The sequence below is a fragment of the Bartonella sp. AA2SXKL genome (genome assembly GCF_042197205.1).
In the GTDB taxonomy this organism is placed as follows: Bacteria; Pseudomonadota; Alphaproteobacteria; order Rhizobiales; family Rhizobiaceae; genus Bartonella.
The window spans coordinates 37287-54991 of the sequence record NZ_JBHIRN010000013.1; the positions used below are offsets into that span (position 1 = coordinate 37287).

Below are 17705 nucleotides of genomic sequence, written 5' to 3' on the forward strand. Positions count from 1 at the left end.
TGGAATAGTGCACCACGTATTTTTTATAGTGCAATTGAAAAATAAGAAGGTATCAAGTTTATAAAATATAAAAAACAGGGTCATGATATATTTGATGTATTGCAAAGCTCTTTAATACTTTGCAATACATTGAATTCTATCGGGAATGGATTACTATGTTGTGTAGAGAATTTTATTTCAGGAATTCTTATAGAAGATGTGTTTGTTTGGATGTTAGGATTGAATATTTTAGCTTCTATTGATACAATTTTCGGATGAAATAATGACTCTAGACATCCCCATACAACGGCTTCAAGTTTTTTTACAACCCTGATAATCGATTTGAAATTAAAAATATAAGCTGTTCTAGCCGGTGTTATGGGTATTTTGATGAAGCTATAAATCAAAAGTTTAAAGATGTGTTGTTTCAAAAAGATTCACAGAAACGGGCGTAAAGAATTGAAAAATGGTAAGTTTGTTTAGTGAAAAAACAGGTGTAACAAATGTGGCAGAATTCACTGTTTCCGAAATAGCAGGGGCTCTAAAGCGTGTTGTTGAAGAAAAGTTTGGTTATGTACGGGTGCGTGGGGAGATATCAGGGTACCGTGGTACTCATGCTTCGGGACATGCTTATTTTGCTTTAAAAGATGATAAGGCACGGTTGGAGGCTGTTATTTGGCGTGGAGTTATGGAAAAGCTCAAATTCCCTCCTGAAGAAGGGATGGAAGTAGTTGCTGTTGGTAAACTTACAACTTATCCAGGGTCATCGAAATATCAAATTGTCATTGAGGCTCTTGAACCAACGGGGGTTGGTGCTTTGATGACACTTCTTGAAAATCGTAAGAAAAAGTTTTTAGAAGAAGGCTTGTTTGATGAAGAAAAGAAAAAAACTTTGCCTTATATGCCTCGAATTTTAGGCGTTGTAACATCACCAACAGGTGCTGTTATTCGTGATATTATTCATCGTATATCCGATCGTTTTCCGTTGCATATTTTGGTTTGGCCTGTACGTGTTCAGGGGGAAACAAGTGGGAGGGAAGTGGCTGTTGCTGTTGAAGGTTTTAATGCTCTTGGTCCAGGTGGACTTATTCCAAAACCTGATCTTATTATTGTTGCACGGGGAGGAGGAAGTTTAGAAGATTTGTGGGGGTTTAATGACGAAGCTGTTGTTCGTGCTGTTTATGAATCTTCTCTTCCTGTTATTTCTGCTGTTGGGCATGAAACGGACTGGACCTTGATTGATTATGTGGCTGATTGGCGCGCTCCAACTCCTACCGCCGCAGCAGAACGGGCTGTTCCTGTTAAGCTTGATCTCGAGGTGCTGGTGGCATCGCTTGATGCACGTTTGCGCAAGGGACTCGCGCGTTATTTGGATTTTTATCGACAAAAATTGCGTGCTACTCTACGAGCTCTTCCGACTGCCGATCAACTTTTTGCTTTACCACGGCGTGGTTTAGATGAAACTTCAAGTCGATTGCAGCGTGCTCTTTGTGTAAGCTACGATAAAAAACGTTTTTCTTTTCATGCACTTGGTGTGCGTTTTTCACCGCGTTTGTTAAATATTGAAAAAGCACAACGCAATACAAAGGAATATACGGCACGTCTTCAGCGTGCTTTTGTGCGTAGTGTGGAAAAACAACGTGCTGGGTTAGAGGTAGTATCTAGGCTTTTAAGAAGCACTTCATATCAGAATATTTTGGAGCGCGGTTTTGTTTTGGCTTTGGGGAAAGATCATAAGCCCATTAAACGATTGGTTCAGTTTCCTGAAACAGGGCAAATAAATTTACGCTTTTTTGATGGAGATATCAGTGTTGCAACACAAGAACCTGTTTTTTCTAAACGGTCAAAACACAAGCAGATAAAGTCGCCAAGCGATGATCAAGGAACTCTCTTTTAATACGGTTAATGCCATGCTTGCGGAAGGTCTTCTTAAGGGAGTGGATGAAAAAGTTCGTTGCGCATGGGCTGGAACGGATCCACTTTATTGTGCTTATCATGATACCGAATGGGGAAAGCCTATTTTTGAGGATATTCGTTTGTTTGAGAAAATTTGTCTTGAAGGTTTCCAAGCGGGGCTTTCTTGGTTTACAATTTTAAAAAAACGCTCTTTTTTTCGCGTTGCATTTGATCACTTTGACTTTGAAAAGATTGCTCATTATGATGAGCTGAAGGTGCAAATGTTAATGCAGAATAAAGACATTGTTCGCCATCAAGGAAAAATTCAATCAGTGCTTAATAATGCATTGAGAGCACAAGAAATTATAACAGAGTGGGGGAGTTTGTCCCACTATTTTTGGTCTTTTCAACCACCACAATTGGAGCGTTATGAAAAAATAGATTTTCAAACACTGTTAGCTAACCCTATGACACCTGCTTCTCTTCGTCTTTCTCAAGACTTGAAGAAACGTGGTTGGACATTCGTTGGCCCCACAATTTGTTATGCTTTTATGCAGTCCGTAGGAATTGTTAATGATCATCTTGAAGGATGTTTTTGTCGATAAATTGGCAAACTTTCTTTTGTAAGAGTAATGATTAATAGGATAATAATTGAATTATTTAACAAATATATAAGTTATACAATTCCGCTGTATAAGATAATTGAAATATACAAACTATACAATAGTAATGATTTTCTATTGTTGTTGGCACTAAAAACGATAAAGGTATAATTTTGAGGATGAAAAAACAGACGCAAAAAGGAGTGATATCTTAACTGTTATGTATCTGAAGTTAGATCATGGTGATGTCTTGTATGTTTTAAAGAAACATCTAGTTACACCAAGGCCCATTTTGTGACGCAGCTCATGAATACTATGACAGTAAATCCATCGTGCACTCCATCTTTACGCTTATGAAGGAGAAGATCGGCACCATCACACATTTACTAGCTCTCAGTGTTATGAAACAGTCTTTGGTATTTGTAATGGTTCAGAAGAGTTTTTTTATTTCCGTTAATAACATGACTGTTATAATTAATGAATATTTTATTCATGTTTGTTGACGAATGCAAAGTGGTTGTTAGATGGGGTGCTGTTGTTGCATTGTTTTTCTTTGCTTGTATGACTGTTGATTTATTTATATGTAGGTTGATTGCCCAATGCTTACCTAGGCAATATAAAATGAAATGCAGCGATGAAAAATTGAAGTTAAATGACTCAAGCTGCTTGTGTTGGGTTTTATTATCTGATAGCTTTCCTCTATTAGTAGAGTGATCTTGCCGCGTGTGCGCTCCAATTTTTTGGAAGATGATTAAGCTCATGCAGGCTTGTATCCACTACATTGCTTCGTTGAATCTCTGTATGTTTCCGCTGGAAACGAGAGTTCTGTTGCGATATGTTGTTTTCTATTCTATTTTTATAGTGGTAAAGCAATGATGCACGCCAAAGTTTAGAAGGGTTTATATTCGTTATGTCTTTAGGGGGGAAACGTCTAATGAATTTTATTTTTATCAATGAGAGAATGCATTTTAGTGTATATTCTTTTATTGTAAGCTTTATTTCTCAAAAGATAAAGCGTGGAAGGAATGCTTCTTCTCATTTTTCCTTTATTTTTGTTAACGCGTTTGGTTTTGTTGGTAAAAACGTAAAACTTTTGACACTTAGTTTTCAAAAGATTAAGCAGATTTTTGTGGGGGGTAGCGTTTTAGAAAAGATATTTTCTTATGTCTTTCTGCTGTTTCAGTGTCGTTTTGGTCATGTAGTAAAGATGCGCCGTATCTTGAAACAGTGTTTGAGGGGGATGACTATTTTTAAAGTTTGCATATTTTATTTTAAATGTCGCCTAAAGGAATAGAATAATGAATTCATAAATTTTTGCGTAATGATTTTTTTAAAGCTCACTATTTTTGGGGCGACAAGGCTTATTGATGATTAATAGAGAACTGATATAGTGCATTATCATATGCAAAGAGGTTATGAAAAGAATGTAATACTGGTTAGCAAAACATATATTGCATGTTCGTTATGGTTTATTGAGACGTAAGTCAATGAATTTATCAAGTAGATGACTCTGTGTAGGTGATTAAAAATATAGGCGATTAGAACGTATTTATTCAATGTTATAATTATAAATTTGCTATATTATTTCAGCGTCATTAATTGATAAAAATAAATAAAGGGAAAAGTTTATGAACTTGAAGAAAACAATATTGAAAAGTAGCAGCTCTCTTGTTTCTGCTCTTATGGCATTGGCAATGGTTGCACAACAAGTTTCAGCAAAAACACCGGCTAATACCCTTGTGATGGCTTGGAATCTTGATGCAATCAGTACGTTTGATCCCGCACAACTTAATGATGTTTATGGAAGTGAAATTATTTACAATATTTGTGATAATTTGGTCAGTACTGCGACAGATGATCCTGCTAAAATGGTTCCCGCTTTAGCAACACATTGGGATGTTTCAGGTGATGATCACAGTACGGTGATTACTTTTCATTTACGTGATGGTTTGAAGTTTAATGATGGTCGATCAGCCAATGCCAATGATCTTGTTTGGGGTATGAAGCGGATTGTCAAATTGAAGATGGGTAATGCGGCAATTTTTAATGAATATGGAATTACAGAGCAAAATGTTGATGATGCTTTGCAAGCTCCCGATGAGAAAACGGTTGTGATGAAATTTGATAAACCTTATCCAGCAGAGCTCATTCTTAATAATATTGTTGCGAGTCGTGCAACAGCTTTGCTTGATCGTAAGACGATTATGAAACACGAAAAAGATGGCGATTTTGGAAATCAGTATTTGAAAAGCCATGCTGCTTGTGTTGGTCCTTATCAGTTAAAAAGTTGGCGTCCTGGAGAAGCTCTTTTGTTGCGTGCAAGCTCTCACTATTGGGGACAAGCGCCTAAACTGAAGCAGATTTTAATTCGCCATGTTGCAGAGCCTGGAACACAACGTTTGTTGTTGCAAAAACATGATATTGATGTTGCTCGTAATTTGACACCTGAAGATCTTGCAGATCTGCAAAAAACAACAGATGTTAAAGTTGAAAGAGTGTTAGTGCCAACTATGATGTACTGGGGATTCAATACGACGAATCCTATTTTTGCTAAGGAAAAAGTGCGTTTGGCGATGCGTTATCTCATAGATTATGAAGGTCTTGGCAAGAAGCTTCTCAAAGGGATTGGTATCCCACGGGCAAGTTTTATTCCTCTTGGCAATGTTGGGGCTTTGGATGAAAAAGAGGGGCAACCCTTTAAACTTGATATTCAAAAAGCAAAACAGCTTTTAGCAGAGGCTGGTTATCCGAACGGATTTGAGGCAAATTTTCTCGTGTCAAACACTCCTTATACTTTGTTACTTGCTCAGTCACTCCAGGATAGTGCTGCACAGGCGGGCGTGCGTCTTAAAATTGAACGTGTAGCAGGTACACAGTTGTTTTCAAAAGTTAATGCACGGGCTTTTGATACGGCTTTTATCGGATGGAATAATGATTCTGTGGATCCTCATACAATGGCTTCACGTCTTATTTTCAATCCAGATAATCGTTTTGAGGCTAGAAATACAGCCTATCCTAGTTGGCAGCATGGGTATTTTGATGCCAATATGAATCAAAAAGTTGAAGAGGCGTTATTTCAAAAAGATCCGCAAAAACGGGCACAACTCTATGCTGATTTACAACGTGAATTGATGCAAAAAGGACCTTATGCGTTTATCTTTCAACAATATAGCGTTGTCGCGATGACGCCTGATATCAAAAAGTGGGTTTGGAATAGTGCGCCGCGTATTTTTTATAGTAAAATTGAAAAATAAGTGTGTCTTTTTAGTGTTATCAAAGCTAAAAAGAGCTTAATCATAATTGCATGATGAAAGTATTCTCCCATATAAAGCTCTTCAGTTTTTTAAGGACGAAACTGTGAGGGATGTTTGTGTAGTAGCAATATATAATTAAGATCGTTTATAGGGAGCGATGAATATAGAAAGTTATATTGGGGAGGATCTTTGTTTATGGTTATAGATTCTCTGCATCCCGAATATAGACTGATGTATAAGAAAATTATTTTATAGGTGCTTAGTTTGATTAAATGAAATTGATGTCTAATGCTATGCTATTTAAGCAAAATCACAATCACTTTGTGTGAAAAGGTAGAAGAATACAAAAGGAAGAGATAAAATGGGAAAACAAAGAATATTGAAAAAATTTTCTATTTTATTAAGCTCAATCGTTTTTTTTAATGGGGCTGTAACATCGGCATTCAGTGCCTCATCTAAAGATATATTGGTAATGGCATGGAATATTGATTCAATTAGTAGTTTTGATCCAGCGCAAACTGTTGAGGTTGTGACGAGTGAGTTATTGACGAATATTTGCAGCGCGTTAGTGAAATATGATGAGCATGATCCTACAAAAATTCGCCCTGCTATGGCAAAATCTTGGGACGTTTTAGATAATGGCAAAAGAATAGTCTTTCATCTTCGTGATGATTTAAAGTTTAATGATGGAAGGATGGCTACAGCGCAAGATCTGGTATGGTCGATGCGACGGATTATTAAATTAGGATTAAGCTATGCTCAATCTTTAATGGATTATGGGTTTACCAAAAACAATATTGAAACAAATATTCAGGCTCTTGATGATAAGACTTTACAATTAAAATTAGATAAACCCTATCCTATTCAGCTCATATTGACTGTTATTGGACAATCTTATGCTTCTGCTTTGCTTGATCGGAAAACAATTGAAGCACAGAGTATTAACGGTGATATGGGGAATAAATATTTAGCAACACATACAGCTTGTGTTGGACCTTATAAATTGGTGAGCTGGTCTCCAGGAGATAAAGTTGTGTTAGAGGCGACACAACATTATTGGGGCGATGTGCCTAAAATTAAGCAGATTGTTGTGCAGCATGTAGCGGATTCATCAAGTCAAAGACTTCTTTTGGAAAAAGGCGATGTGGATATAGTGCGTGATCTTTCTTCAGAGGATATTTTAGATCTTGAAAAAAAAGGAGGCCCAGTCAAAATTAGTCGTGTTTTGCGTCCGCAGATTATTTACCTATCGTTAAATAATAAGAATGCAATTTTTGCGAATGAAAAGGTCAGATTGGCACTTCGTTATTTGGTTGATTATGAAGGTCTTGGAAAAACTGTTTTGAAAGGGATTGCTATTCCACGGGCAATTTATATGTCTTTAGGTGTTCCAGGTGCTTTAGATGAAAAAGAAGGTTTGCCTTTTCAGTTGGATTTGAAAAAAGCAAAACAACTGATTACTGAAGCTGGTTATCCTAATGGGTTTAAAGCTAATCTTTTAGTTGGAAGCCTTAGTTATATGTCGTCTGTTGCACAGTCTATTCAAGCCAATGCACGCAAAATTGGTGTTGAGCTTACAATTGAAAAAATGGCACAAAATCAATTGTTGAGCCGTGTACGTGGTGGAAATTATGATACTGCTATTATGGGGTGGGGGAGTGCCGATCCTGATGGACATCCTGCTTCATTAAATCACGTGTTTAACCCTGATCCAACATTTACAAAAAAGCACAATATGTATTTAGCTTGGCGCGCTGGGTATTATGATGAAAATATTAATAACATGGTGATGGATGCTTTGTTTGAGCAAGATCCCAATAAGCGCATTGTGCGATATCGTACTTTACAGCATTATGTGCTAGAGCATGGTCCTATGGTTTATTTATTTCAGACATATTATACCGTTGGTATGGGACCTGATGTCAAAAAATGGATTTGGAACAGTTATAGACTTTATTACAATGAAGCAGAAAAATAAAAAGAAGCATGTTATAGAAAAGGATTGTAGAACATGCTTAATAAGAGATTGTTTTGTTATATAAAAAGGTATTTGCTTTATGTTTTGTCGCTACAGAGGGGATTTTTATAATGGTTTTGCCACTTTCAGAGACTGAAAGAGCTGTATCAGAAAAGCAGAAAAAATTATTTTTATGGGATTTTTTATGCAAAGGATTGAAACTTCTTATTTCAGTTTTTATCACATTGCTTGGGTTGGTGACGATCACTTTTTTTCTTGGTCATCTTCTTCCTCTAGATCCGGTTCTGTCTATTCTTGGTGATAATATCAGTCAGGAAGCTTATGATGCAATGTATTATAAGCTGGGTCTTGATAAGCCGTTGATTGTCCAATATTGGAAGTATCTTCATAATGTATTTTTGTTTGATTTTGGAGATGCTTTAACTTCTGGGCGACCTGTTCTAGCGGATATTATGCGTGTGTTTCCTGCAACATTAGAGCTTGCAACCGTTGCTATTGTTATTGGCACAAGTCTTGGAATTCCATTTGGTGTTTTTGCAGCAATGTATCGCGATTCATTTATTGATTATGTTGTCCGTGTTTTTACACTTGTAAGTTATTCTACTCCAACATTTTGGCTCGGATTAATGGCGTTGTTAATATTTTACGCCAAGCTTGGCTGGGTTGGTGGCCCAGGACGACTTGATTTTCTTTATGAATATTCTTTTGAACCAAAAACAGGATTTTTCCTTTGGGATACTGCAAGCCAAGGACAATGGGAGGCTTTTGGTAATGTTTTTAGTCACGTTATTATGCCTGCTTTGATCTTGGCTTTCGGTGCTATGGCTTATATTAGCCGTATGACTCGTGGGTTTATGATTGAGCAGCTTAATCAGGAATATATCATTACTGCACGTGTAAAGGGATTATCGTGGGCGCGAACCGTTTGGGGGCATGCCTTTCGAAATGCTGCTGTTCAAATTATTACTGTTGTTGCACTTTCTTATGCTTTTTTATTAGAAGGGGCTGTTTTAACGGAGACAGTTTTTGCTTGGCCTGGTTTTGGACATTACTTGACAAATGCTCTTTTAGCCGGAGATATGAATGCAGTTGTAGGATGTACTTTACTTGTAGGATTTATCTTTGTCGCCATTAATTTATTTTCTGATTTGCTTTATCGCATTTTTGATCCAAGGACACGTTGAATATGACAGTAAGTAATCATCATAAATCGCAATCATCATCTTCTTTAGGTAGTTGGTTAAACGATCCTGTTCCAAACTCCATAATTCAAGCGAACATACAAAGAATTTATCACGCACTGGCTAAGTTTTTTCATAACTTTTCGGCTGTATTCGGTCTGCTTATTATTTGTATTATTATCATATGTGCATTTTTTGCTCCTTGGATTGCTACGCATGATTTTCTTAGCAATGATCTAGGGCATCGGTTGCAGCCACCCTCTATGGCGCATTATTTTGGAACAGATGAATTGGGACGTGATATTTTTAGTCGCCTTGTTTTTGGTTCCCGTATTACTCTTTATGTTGTTTTTCTTACAACAGTTATTGTAGGTCCAATAGGGCTTATTGTTGGAACTGTATCTGGTTATATGGGCGGATGGGTTGATACTGTGCTCATGCGCATTGTCGATATTTTTCTTGCTTTTCCAGGTTTGATTTTAGCTCTTGCATTTTCAGCCGCATTGGGACCAGGGATTGAAAATGCTTCTATTGCAATTTCAATTGCAGCATGGCCACCAATTGCACGTTTAGCACGTGCTGAGACTTTGACAATACGTTCTTCTGATTATGTTTCTGTAGTTCGCTTGCAAGGGGCCTCTGCTTGGCGAATTATTTTGTTTCATGTTGCGCCCATGTGTATTCCTTCAGTGATTGTACGATTAACTTTGGATATGTCTGGAATTATTTTAACGGCTGCTGGTCTTGGTTTTTTAGGGTTGGGAGCTCAACTTCCAAGTCCTGAATGGGGTGCGATGCTTTCTTCAGGGCGGGAATTTATGATGACAAATTGGTGGTTGGCGGCAATACCAGGCTGTGCAATATTATTTGCAAGTCTTGCTTTCAACCTTTTAGGTGATGGTCTTCGTGATGTATTGGATCCACGCAATGGGTAATAAATTATTAGAAGTAGAAGATTTACGTATTTCTTTTCCTACAACGCGCGGCATTTCAGAAGTTGTGCGTGGCGTTAGTTTTTCTGTTGGAAAAGAAAAAATTGGAATTGTTGGTGAATCCGGATCTGGAAAATCGATGACTGGGCGCGCAATACTAAGGTTGAGTCCAAAAGCAGCCATTGTTAAAGCTAAAAAAATGCGCTTTGAGGATGTTGATTTATTGGCCACAAGTGAACCTCAGATGCGAAAAATCCGTGGGAAACGTATTTCAATGATTTTACAGGATCCCAAATATTCACTTAATCCATTAATACGGATCGGGGAACAGATTATGGAGGCTTACCGTATTCATTACCGTGTTTCAAAAGCTGAAGCGAGGGAGCGCACCATATCTATGTTAGAATCTGTTCATATTCGTGATCCTGAACATGTGATGCGTCTCTTTCCTCATGAAATATCTGGGGGGATGGGGCAGCGCGTGATGATTGCAATGATGCTCATTCCAAAACCTGATTTAATTATTGCTGATGAGCCAACATCTGCACTTGATATTACGGTCAGACGACAAGTTTTATCTGTATTAGATGAACTTGTGACAAAATCTGGAACCGGACTTATTTTCATTAGTCATGATTTAAATATGATTGCTGATTTTTGTGATCGTATTTTGGTGATGTATGCGGGCCGTGTCTTAGAAGAGTTGCCTGCTTCTAATTTGTCTCACGCTTGTCATCCTTATACAAAGGCGTTGCTCGCGAGTTTGCCACGGCTTGATAATCCAGTTGATATTTTGGCTGTTCCTGAGCGTGATCCTGATTGGTTGTATAATCCTACGATTGTTAATGGCGTTGAGGAGGTTCCTCATGACAAATTGTGAGAATATTATTGATGTTTCTAATTTATCTGTAACTTTTGGGCACAGGCATAAGGCAGTAACAGTTGTTAAAAATGTTAATTTTCATATTAAACGTGGTGAAGCTTATGGTTTGATTGGTGAATCCGGATGTGGAAAGTCAACTATTTTGAATACATTGGTGGGGCTTATTCCAGATTATAGTGGAAAATTCCTTTTTGCTGGACAAGAAGTTGAAAAGAAAAGAAGTAAGGATTTTTTACGCTGTATTCAAATGGTTTTTCAAGATCCTTATGCTTCGCTGCATCCAAGAAAAATGGTCCATACGGTTCTTTCTGAATCGCTCAAAATCCATGGAATGGATAATCAAAGAGAGCGGGTGGAGGATGCTTTAGATTCCGTTGGTTTAGATTCTTCATTTCTTTATCGTTATCCTCATGAGTTGTCTGGAGGGCAGCGTCAGCGTATTGCTCTTGCACGTGCTTTAATTATTGAGCCAGAGGTGTTGTTGCTTGATGAGCCAACATCTGCATTGGATGTGTCGGTACAGGCTGAAATTTTAAACTTGTTGAAATCACTGCGCGTGAGAAAAAAGCTTACTTATTTAATGGTATCCCATGATCTTGCTGTTGTTGCACATATTTGTGAACGTGTTGGAATTATGCATAAAGGGATTATTCTTGAAGAGCTTAGCAATGATGAATTGCGTAATTTACATGCGCAACACGATTATACAAAGGAGTTTTTTGAAGCAAGTATAGAGCCTATTGTCCATAGAGAGCAAAGAGCATGATCAATTTTACAGAAGAGAAAATGTAATTTTATTTGTTTTGAAGTTTCTGGAGATGTTTGGCGGCATTGTTAAGAGGGAAGGGGATAATAGGATTTTTTCAGTATGAATTTTCTGGGCAGTGTTTGAGCTGTAATATTTTAAATCCTATTAGAACTTCCATTTTGAAATATATGAGTGACTTATAACATACATCCCTTTGTTTGATATTATTGCATTATTTTTTACTTATCATTTTATGTTCAAAAGTGTTATTTTACCATTTTAAGCATTAAATTCGTGAGAAATAACAAAAGATAGTAATGTTGTATTTTCTAGAAAAGCTTCTCATTATTTTACAATATCATTTTGTTTTTGGTTGTTCTCTTTTTTACAATTTTATTCTTTATAAAAAGAATTTTTTGTAAAAAACATCCAATGGTCAATGAATGTCTTCAAATATTTCGCTGTTCTCTATTTAAAAAAGCGCTTAAAAACAGCTTATAATAAACCAAAAAGGCAGCAATATGCTGCCTTTTTGTTAAATTGAATAGGCTATTTTTACAGTTTTGATTTAAAACTGATAGAGTATTCCTCCTGAAAAGCTTGCACCACTTATACCAGTTTTTTGAAGCTTTTGTTGATAGCTGACATCACCATGAAGGGAGAGGTTAGCGGACAATTATGCACTAATACCAAGCCCACCTTCAACGGAACTTCCCGAGGGGTCACATTTATAATACTTATCAATATGGAATGTCTGATCATCACCAAAGGTTTTGATTAAGTTTACTTTTCCATAGAAAGACATAGGACGGCTGTTTTCAGTGGCAATGGTTTTTGTCAAACGTCCACCAACACGGGATTATCCATTGAGAAGGATTTTGCATCTCAATGGTCAGATTATCAGCATCTTTAATGGTATCAAACATCAAATGTTGATAGGCAAGCTGTGCCTGCGGTTCGAATGTTACGGCTTGAATACCCGTTGCAAATTGTTTGCCAACAGTGGTGGAGATACTCAACATTTTGGCGTTTTTCAATTTTGCAGTTTTACCAATGAGAGCATTGGTGATATCTCCCTTTATTATCCCATAGGATAAAAGCGTATCAAGATAGAAACCATTGTCACGCTGTTTACTGCCATAGGCGGCGGTGAGTTGAAATGACTATTTATTCAATATGCTCTTACTTGCTGTCTTGCATATCTTTGGGGGTGAAAGAGAGTTGCCCGTAGGTTCGGACAAGACCCAAATGTGTTGTAGATATTTTTCCCTTCTGCGCGACAAGGTTAATAGCTCCTTGTAGAACAGCATAGTGAAGATGAGCACTGCTATAACCATATTTACTAGGAGCACTACTTATCAGAAAATAAGCTTCCTGTTTCTCTATAGGCGTATAAGAAAAAGCCATTCCGTTTGTCTTATTCTTTCCTTAAGACAGATGTCGCATATTGGCTAACAGTTGCACTTTGCTTATCCATATCGGTCAATCCAGCATACAAGAGAGCACATGGCATGATAAAATAGCTTGTATTTATGGCACGATGGTTTTTACTTTTGAGTCGCTATCAAGCAGTACTGGTTGTAAGCGAAAATCCCAGAAATTTTTATTTTCTCCTAAAAGGTTTTGTTCAGCATTTGTTTTACTGTGGTTTGATTGTGGTCCATAAGCTTTCAGTATATATTTATAAGGTGAACCACTTATTGTGATATAGTCCTGTGCAAGTTTGAAAGAGTTTTGATTTACTTTCCCAGAAACTTGAATGAGTGAAAGACCACGTGCACTGGTAAGAGCAGAAGCATCTGCTTTAATATTGTTCTTTTCTAAATGTCCAGTGATATAAACCAGTGTAGTCCCTGAAACATCACCGTGAATCAGAAGATGGTCAGCTTTTTGTTTGTTTATGGCAGCACTATCACTCCATTCGACGTTGAAATGAATTTCTGCTTTTCCTGTAGCATTGTAGACTTTTTTAGTATTTGGTCTGCCAGATCCTATGTGCAACGTGTGATAATGATTTTCAGTTGGCTCTTCAAAAACAATAGAGCTGTTATTGATGTTAAGGACAGAAATATCAGAACGTGCTCTTTGAGCAATATCAAGCAGTTTTTTGTTCTGGCTTTTTTTATTTGTGCTTGTTTTCAATGTCCATTTCGTATTGTTTTGCAAATCAAAGACTGTTTTGAATTTTTTTTCAGTGCTCACTTTGCCGTCTAAGATGGAGCGATCGGCGTTTAGTGTAAAAGTGAAATCATTTTTTTTCGTTGAAGCTTCGGTTACTAATAAAACATTGGCACGGATTTCTGAATTTTTGAGATTGGCTTTACCAATTGATTCATTTGCATTAATTCCAGTACCGTTTTTAATATGAAGTTTTGTATTGGTTAAATTGATTTCTGATGTTCTATTGTTCTTAGACTTTTCAAATGCGATACCTCTATCTTCTGCTGTGGCAGAAACATTTGTTACATCAATATGTCCATTATTATTTACAACAAATGCACTATTTTCGGCAATTATTGTCCCTCCACTCATTTTGATTGTGCTGCCATTTTCTGAATAAAGTCCGATCTCAGCATTTTTAATCGTTGTATGGCCATATAATTCAACTAAACTGCCAACATCTTGGCTTTCCGCACCGAATCCGTTATTATCTGCTGTTATTAGAGTAACATTCGTGGCTTTAATATGTCCGCCGTTTCCGGCAAATAATGCAGTAGTTTTACCTTGTACTGTTCCTCCCGTTATGGTGATGGTGGATTTTGAATCTTTTGCATAGAGCCCACTGTCATCAGATGATGTAATTTGAGCATTGTCAGTTAAAGTAATAGTACTGCCGTTTATAGCAGATACTGCTGCACCTTTTGCGTTAAATGATCCTCCAGAAACTGTTATTTGAGAACCATTATCTGAAATTATGCTATTGATTGCTTGCGGAACGGTTACATTTTCTAAAGTAATGGCACTTCTTCTTGCAATTATTGCATTGATTAGTAGTGCATTATCCTTACGATTTAATATCGTTACATCTTTCAGTTTGTTATTGCTCTTGTTTTTTAACAAGTGAACGCCTGCTTCGGAAGCAGTAATGGTTCCTCCGATCATTTTGATTGTGCTATCGTTTTGCGCATCAATTCCGATTTTAACGTCACTGATCGTTGTATTGCCAAGCAATTCAATCACACTGTTAGAGCCAGAGGCAGCTGCACCAGCAGCTACACCACTGCCATTATTAGTTGCTTTTAAAGCAACATTTGTAACCGTAATATGGCCACCTATGTCTGCTTCTAAGGCTGTATATTTTCCTGTCACGTTTCCTGTTGTCATTGTAATTGTGGATTTTGAGTCTCGTGCATAGAGGCCTGCTTCATCATGTGACGTAATTTGAGCATTGTCCGTTAAGGTGATACTGCTACCGTTTTGAGCACATATTGTTGCATAGCTTGAATCAAATGATCCTCCAGAGATTGTTATGTTAGAACGATTATTTGCAATTACGCTGTTGCCTGTTTGAGTCACTTTTACATTTTTTAAAGTGAGACCACTTTCTTTCTCTAGAAGAATTCCTTTGCCTGAATTTTTATCTTTACCGGTTGATATTATTACATTTTCTAGTTTACTTTCGGCGCTCTTACTGTTCACGAAGCCAACACCAGTTTTAGAAGTTGTAATAGTCCCCCCAATCATTTTAATTACGCCACCGTTACTTGCCACAAGCCCAACACCAGCATTCTTAATCGTTGTATTGCCATATAATTCAATCATACTATTAGCGCTATTGACTCCTGCGCCTATTATAGGAACATCAGTGACCTTGCCCCCATGTTCATTTGTTGTTAGAGCAACATCCGTGACCTTAATATGTCCACCGTTTTCTGCGACCAACGCTAATTCTCCGGTTACTGTTCCTCCCGTCATTGTGATGGTAGAATGTAAACCATTTGTGTAGAGTCCTTTGCTATTCGATGATGTTGATGTAACTTGAACGTTACCTTTTTTATTGCTGGTTAAAGTAATGTTGCTGCCGTTTCCAGCGTATACCCCTACGTTTTTGCCCTCAAATAATCCTCCAGAAACCGTTACTTTAGAATGATTATTTGCAACTATGCCACTTTTTGCCTGCGTAACTGTTACATTTTCTAAAGTGACGTTGCTTTCCTTGTCGGCACCTATTCCTGTGATTTTAGGCTCTTTATGGTTACTGCCCGATATTTTCACATTTTTTAGCTTGTTTCCATTGCTCTTACTATTATAGAAACCAGCGCCGGTTGCAGAAGCTGTAATGGTCCCTCCGATCATTTTAATCATTCCACTGTTTTGTGCATGAAGACCGATTACAGCATTCTTAATTGTTGTATTCCCATGCAATTCAATCACGCTGTTCGGACCGCCGGCGACAACTGTTCCGATTTTATCATTCGTCGCAGTTAACGCAACATCCGTGACCTTGATATGTCCACCGTTTTCTGCAACCAACGCCATTTTTTCTGTGATTACGCTTCCTCCCGTCATTTCGATTGTGGTTTCTGAATCTGTTGCATGGAGTCCAGTGCCATGAGATGATGTAGTTTGAACATTGTTAGTTAGAGTTACGCGACTGCCATTGTAAGCAGATATTGCTGCCTTTGTGGCATCAAATGATCCTCCCAATATCGTGATTTCAGATTTATTATTTGCTGTAACGCTATTCGTTGCCTTAGTCACTTTTACATTTTCTAAAGTGACTTCACTGTCTTTGTCTGCAAATATTGCAAAAGTTAGTGGAGCTTTGCCTTTGCCACTTGATATTATTATATCTTTTAGCTTGTTTTCAGCATTCTTACTGTTCAAGAATTTAGTGCCAGTGTTGGAAACTGTGATAGTTCCCCCAGTCATTTTCAGTGTAGCACCATCCTTTGCTTCAAGACCGAAGAAAATGCTAGAACCAGTTCCTTTAATGGTTGTACCATCCAGTAATTCAATCGCAGTGTTAGAACCTTCAGCTGTTATAGCGTGCGCATTTGTGCCTATGTTGGTGTTTGTTTTTTTGTTTCCGATTATCGTCAAATGCTTGCCGATAATTTGACCACCTTTTTTTGCGTGAATAATTTCGTAGGTTTCGTTGGAAACTTCTTTTTTATTTTCTGAAATTTCAAGATTTTTAGCTTGTGCATTAAGATTGATACCAGAAAGTACAACTGCCACAATTGCTGTGCAGGATAGAAGAAATTTTTTAGGCATCAGTCTACTCCTTTTAAAGCCCCCAACATTCATTTTCCCGCTAACTTCATAAGCAGAAGTGGAAATAGATATTGCTTTTATTTTAATAACACAGCACTTTGATATTTTGTTTTGCTTTTTTTGTCAAATTTAAAGTTGTATTTATGTTTAATTATGTAATATTAAATTTATTTCATAATGTATTTTTATATAATTATATTTTAAAAATAAGTTTTTTATTAATGGTACATATTATTTTATATCAATATTCATTTATTTTAATATTTATTGATGTATAATTAAACAAGTACAGTTATATAAAAATAAATTAAAAATATAATATAAATAAGAATAGTAGTGTTTTTAATATTGTACATTTTCAAAAAAATAAGATATTTTATATTTTTAAAGTTAATAAATAACAAATATTTTTGTGTATAATTTACTTTATACTTTATATTTTATATTGAGTGGAAAAAGGTGAAATTAGAGTGGATATGTGATAATTGATTGTTCTTACCTACATTATGTATCGAATGAGTTTTTGACAGCAAAAATGAGAGAAGGCTTTAATAGAGCGTTGAGGGTTCTTTGAGTGCTCAGTATCTTCTTTGAACAAATAAAATATAAAAATATGTAGAATCCGCCGATAAGCCACAATTTCCGAAAGGCTACATACTATACAAAACTCCGTTGGATGTAGTTTGACATTAGGTTTTGTACTAAGTGGGAAGAGGTGAGATTAGTTAGAAATACGTGATAATTTATTGTTTTTATGGTTATTTTTTACCATTAAATGCGCGTTTTGTAAAATGGCATGGGCAAGGACCATCCCGTTTTAACGAGCGCCATTATCAAAACTATTGCCGCCCTGATGGCTTTTAACATTGCTCTACGTGTGTTGCGCTTTACCATGACTGGCGCACACGTCTTGGTTTATTTTGGTTCCGATACGGCAACCATCACCAAATGGAAAAACATCATTGCTGCTGCTTTCGACTTCTCTTCCCATTGGCAAAAGTTTAAACAAGGACTTTCCTCTGTTGTCGAGTGGTT

The 17705-nt window shown here is 36.9% G+C and carries 9 protein-coding genes and 2 pseudogenes; 9 read left to right on the forward strand and 2 right to left on the reverse strand.

Going from position 1 to position 17705, the window contains the following annotated elements; translation table 11 throughout:
- Window positions 1-445 precede the first annotated feature (445 nt).
- The 8 genes from xseA to ACFINS_RS08130 all read left to right on the forward strand — a co-directional run bounded on the left by xseA (window position 446) and on the right by ACFINS_RS08130 (window position 11471).
- The gene (gene xseA, locus ACFINS_RS08095) at window positions 446-1876 is read left to right on the forward strand and encodes an exodeoxyribonuclease VII large subunit (RefSeq protein ID WP_375612272.1); all 1431 of its coding nucleotides are present in this window, start codon (window positions 446-448) and stop codon (window positions 1874-1876) included.
- On the forward strand, window positions 1854-2480 hold the full coding sequence (locus ACFINS_RS08100) for a DNA-3-methyladenine glycosylase I (RefSeq protein WP_375612273.1): 627 nt from the start codon (window positions 1854-1856) through the stop codon (window positions 2478-2480). Before xseA ends, ACFINS_RS08100 begins: the two co-directional genes overlap by 23 nt.
- 1625 nt (window positions 2481-4105) lie before the next feature.
- Window positions 4106-5731: an ABC transporter substrate-binding protein gene (locus ACFINS_RS08105; protein WP_375651314.1), complete on the forward strand. Its 1626-nt coding sequence runs from the start codon at window positions 4106-4108 to the stop codon at window positions 5729-5731.
- A gap of 361 nt (window positions 5732-6092) precedes the next feature.
- Window positions 6093-7709, forward strand: coding sequence for an ABC transporter substrate-binding protein (locus ACFINS_RS08110; protein WP_375647229.1), 1617 nt, complete (start codon window positions 6093-6095; stop codon window positions 7707-7709).
- Window positions 7710-7819: 110 nt separating this feature from the next.
- Window positions 7820-8893: an ABC transporter permease gene (locus ACFINS_RS08115; protein WP_375613823.1), complete on the forward strand. Its 1074-nt coding sequence runs from the start codon at window positions 7820-7822 to the stop codon at window positions 8891-8893.
- A gap of 2 nt (window positions 8894-8895) precedes the next feature.
- Window positions 8896-9825 (forward strand): ABC transporter permease, encoded by a 930-nt coding sequence (locus ACFINS_RS08120; protein WP_273790732.1) that lies wholly within the window; start codon window positions 8896-8898, stop codon window positions 9823-9825.
- Window positions 9818-10702, forward strand: a complete 885-nt coding sequence (locus tag ACFINS_RS08125; protein ID WP_375647233.1) for an ABC transporter ATP-binding protein — start codon at window positions 9818-9820, stop codon at window positions 10700-10702. Before ACFINS_RS08120 ends, ACFINS_RS08125 begins: the two co-directional genes overlap by 8 nt.
- Window positions 10689-11471 carry an ABC transporter ATP-binding protein gene (locus tag ACFINS_RS08130; protein WP_273790734.1) on the forward strand — a complete coding sequence of 261 codons (783 nt, stop codon included), beginning with the start codon at window positions 10689-10691 and terminating at the stop codon, window positions 11469-11471. The genes ACFINS_RS08125 and ACFINS_RS08130 overlap by 14 nt, the downstream gene beginning before the upstream one ends.
- Before the next feature lie 550 nt (window positions 11472-12021).
- Here the strand turns inward: ACFINS_RS08130 and ACFINS_RS11395 are convergent.
- Window positions 12022-13934: pseudogene (locus tag ACFINS_RS11395) on the reverse strand (autotransporter outer membrane beta-barrel domain-containing protein); the annotation flags it as partial.
- 1524 nt (window positions 13935-15458) lie between these two features.
- Window positions 15459-16703 (reverse strand): annotated as a pseudogene (locus ACFINS_RS08140) (autotransporter outer membrane beta-barrel domain-containing protein); the annotation flags it as partial.
- 820 nt (window positions 16704-17523) lie between these two features.
- On the opposite strand from ACFINS_RS08140, the gene ACFINS_RS08145 reads away from it, so the two are divergent.
- On the forward strand, window positions 17524-17705 hold a 182-nt coding region (locus ACFINS_RS08145), incomplete at its 3' end, for a hypothetical protein (RefSeq protein ID WP_375706072.1).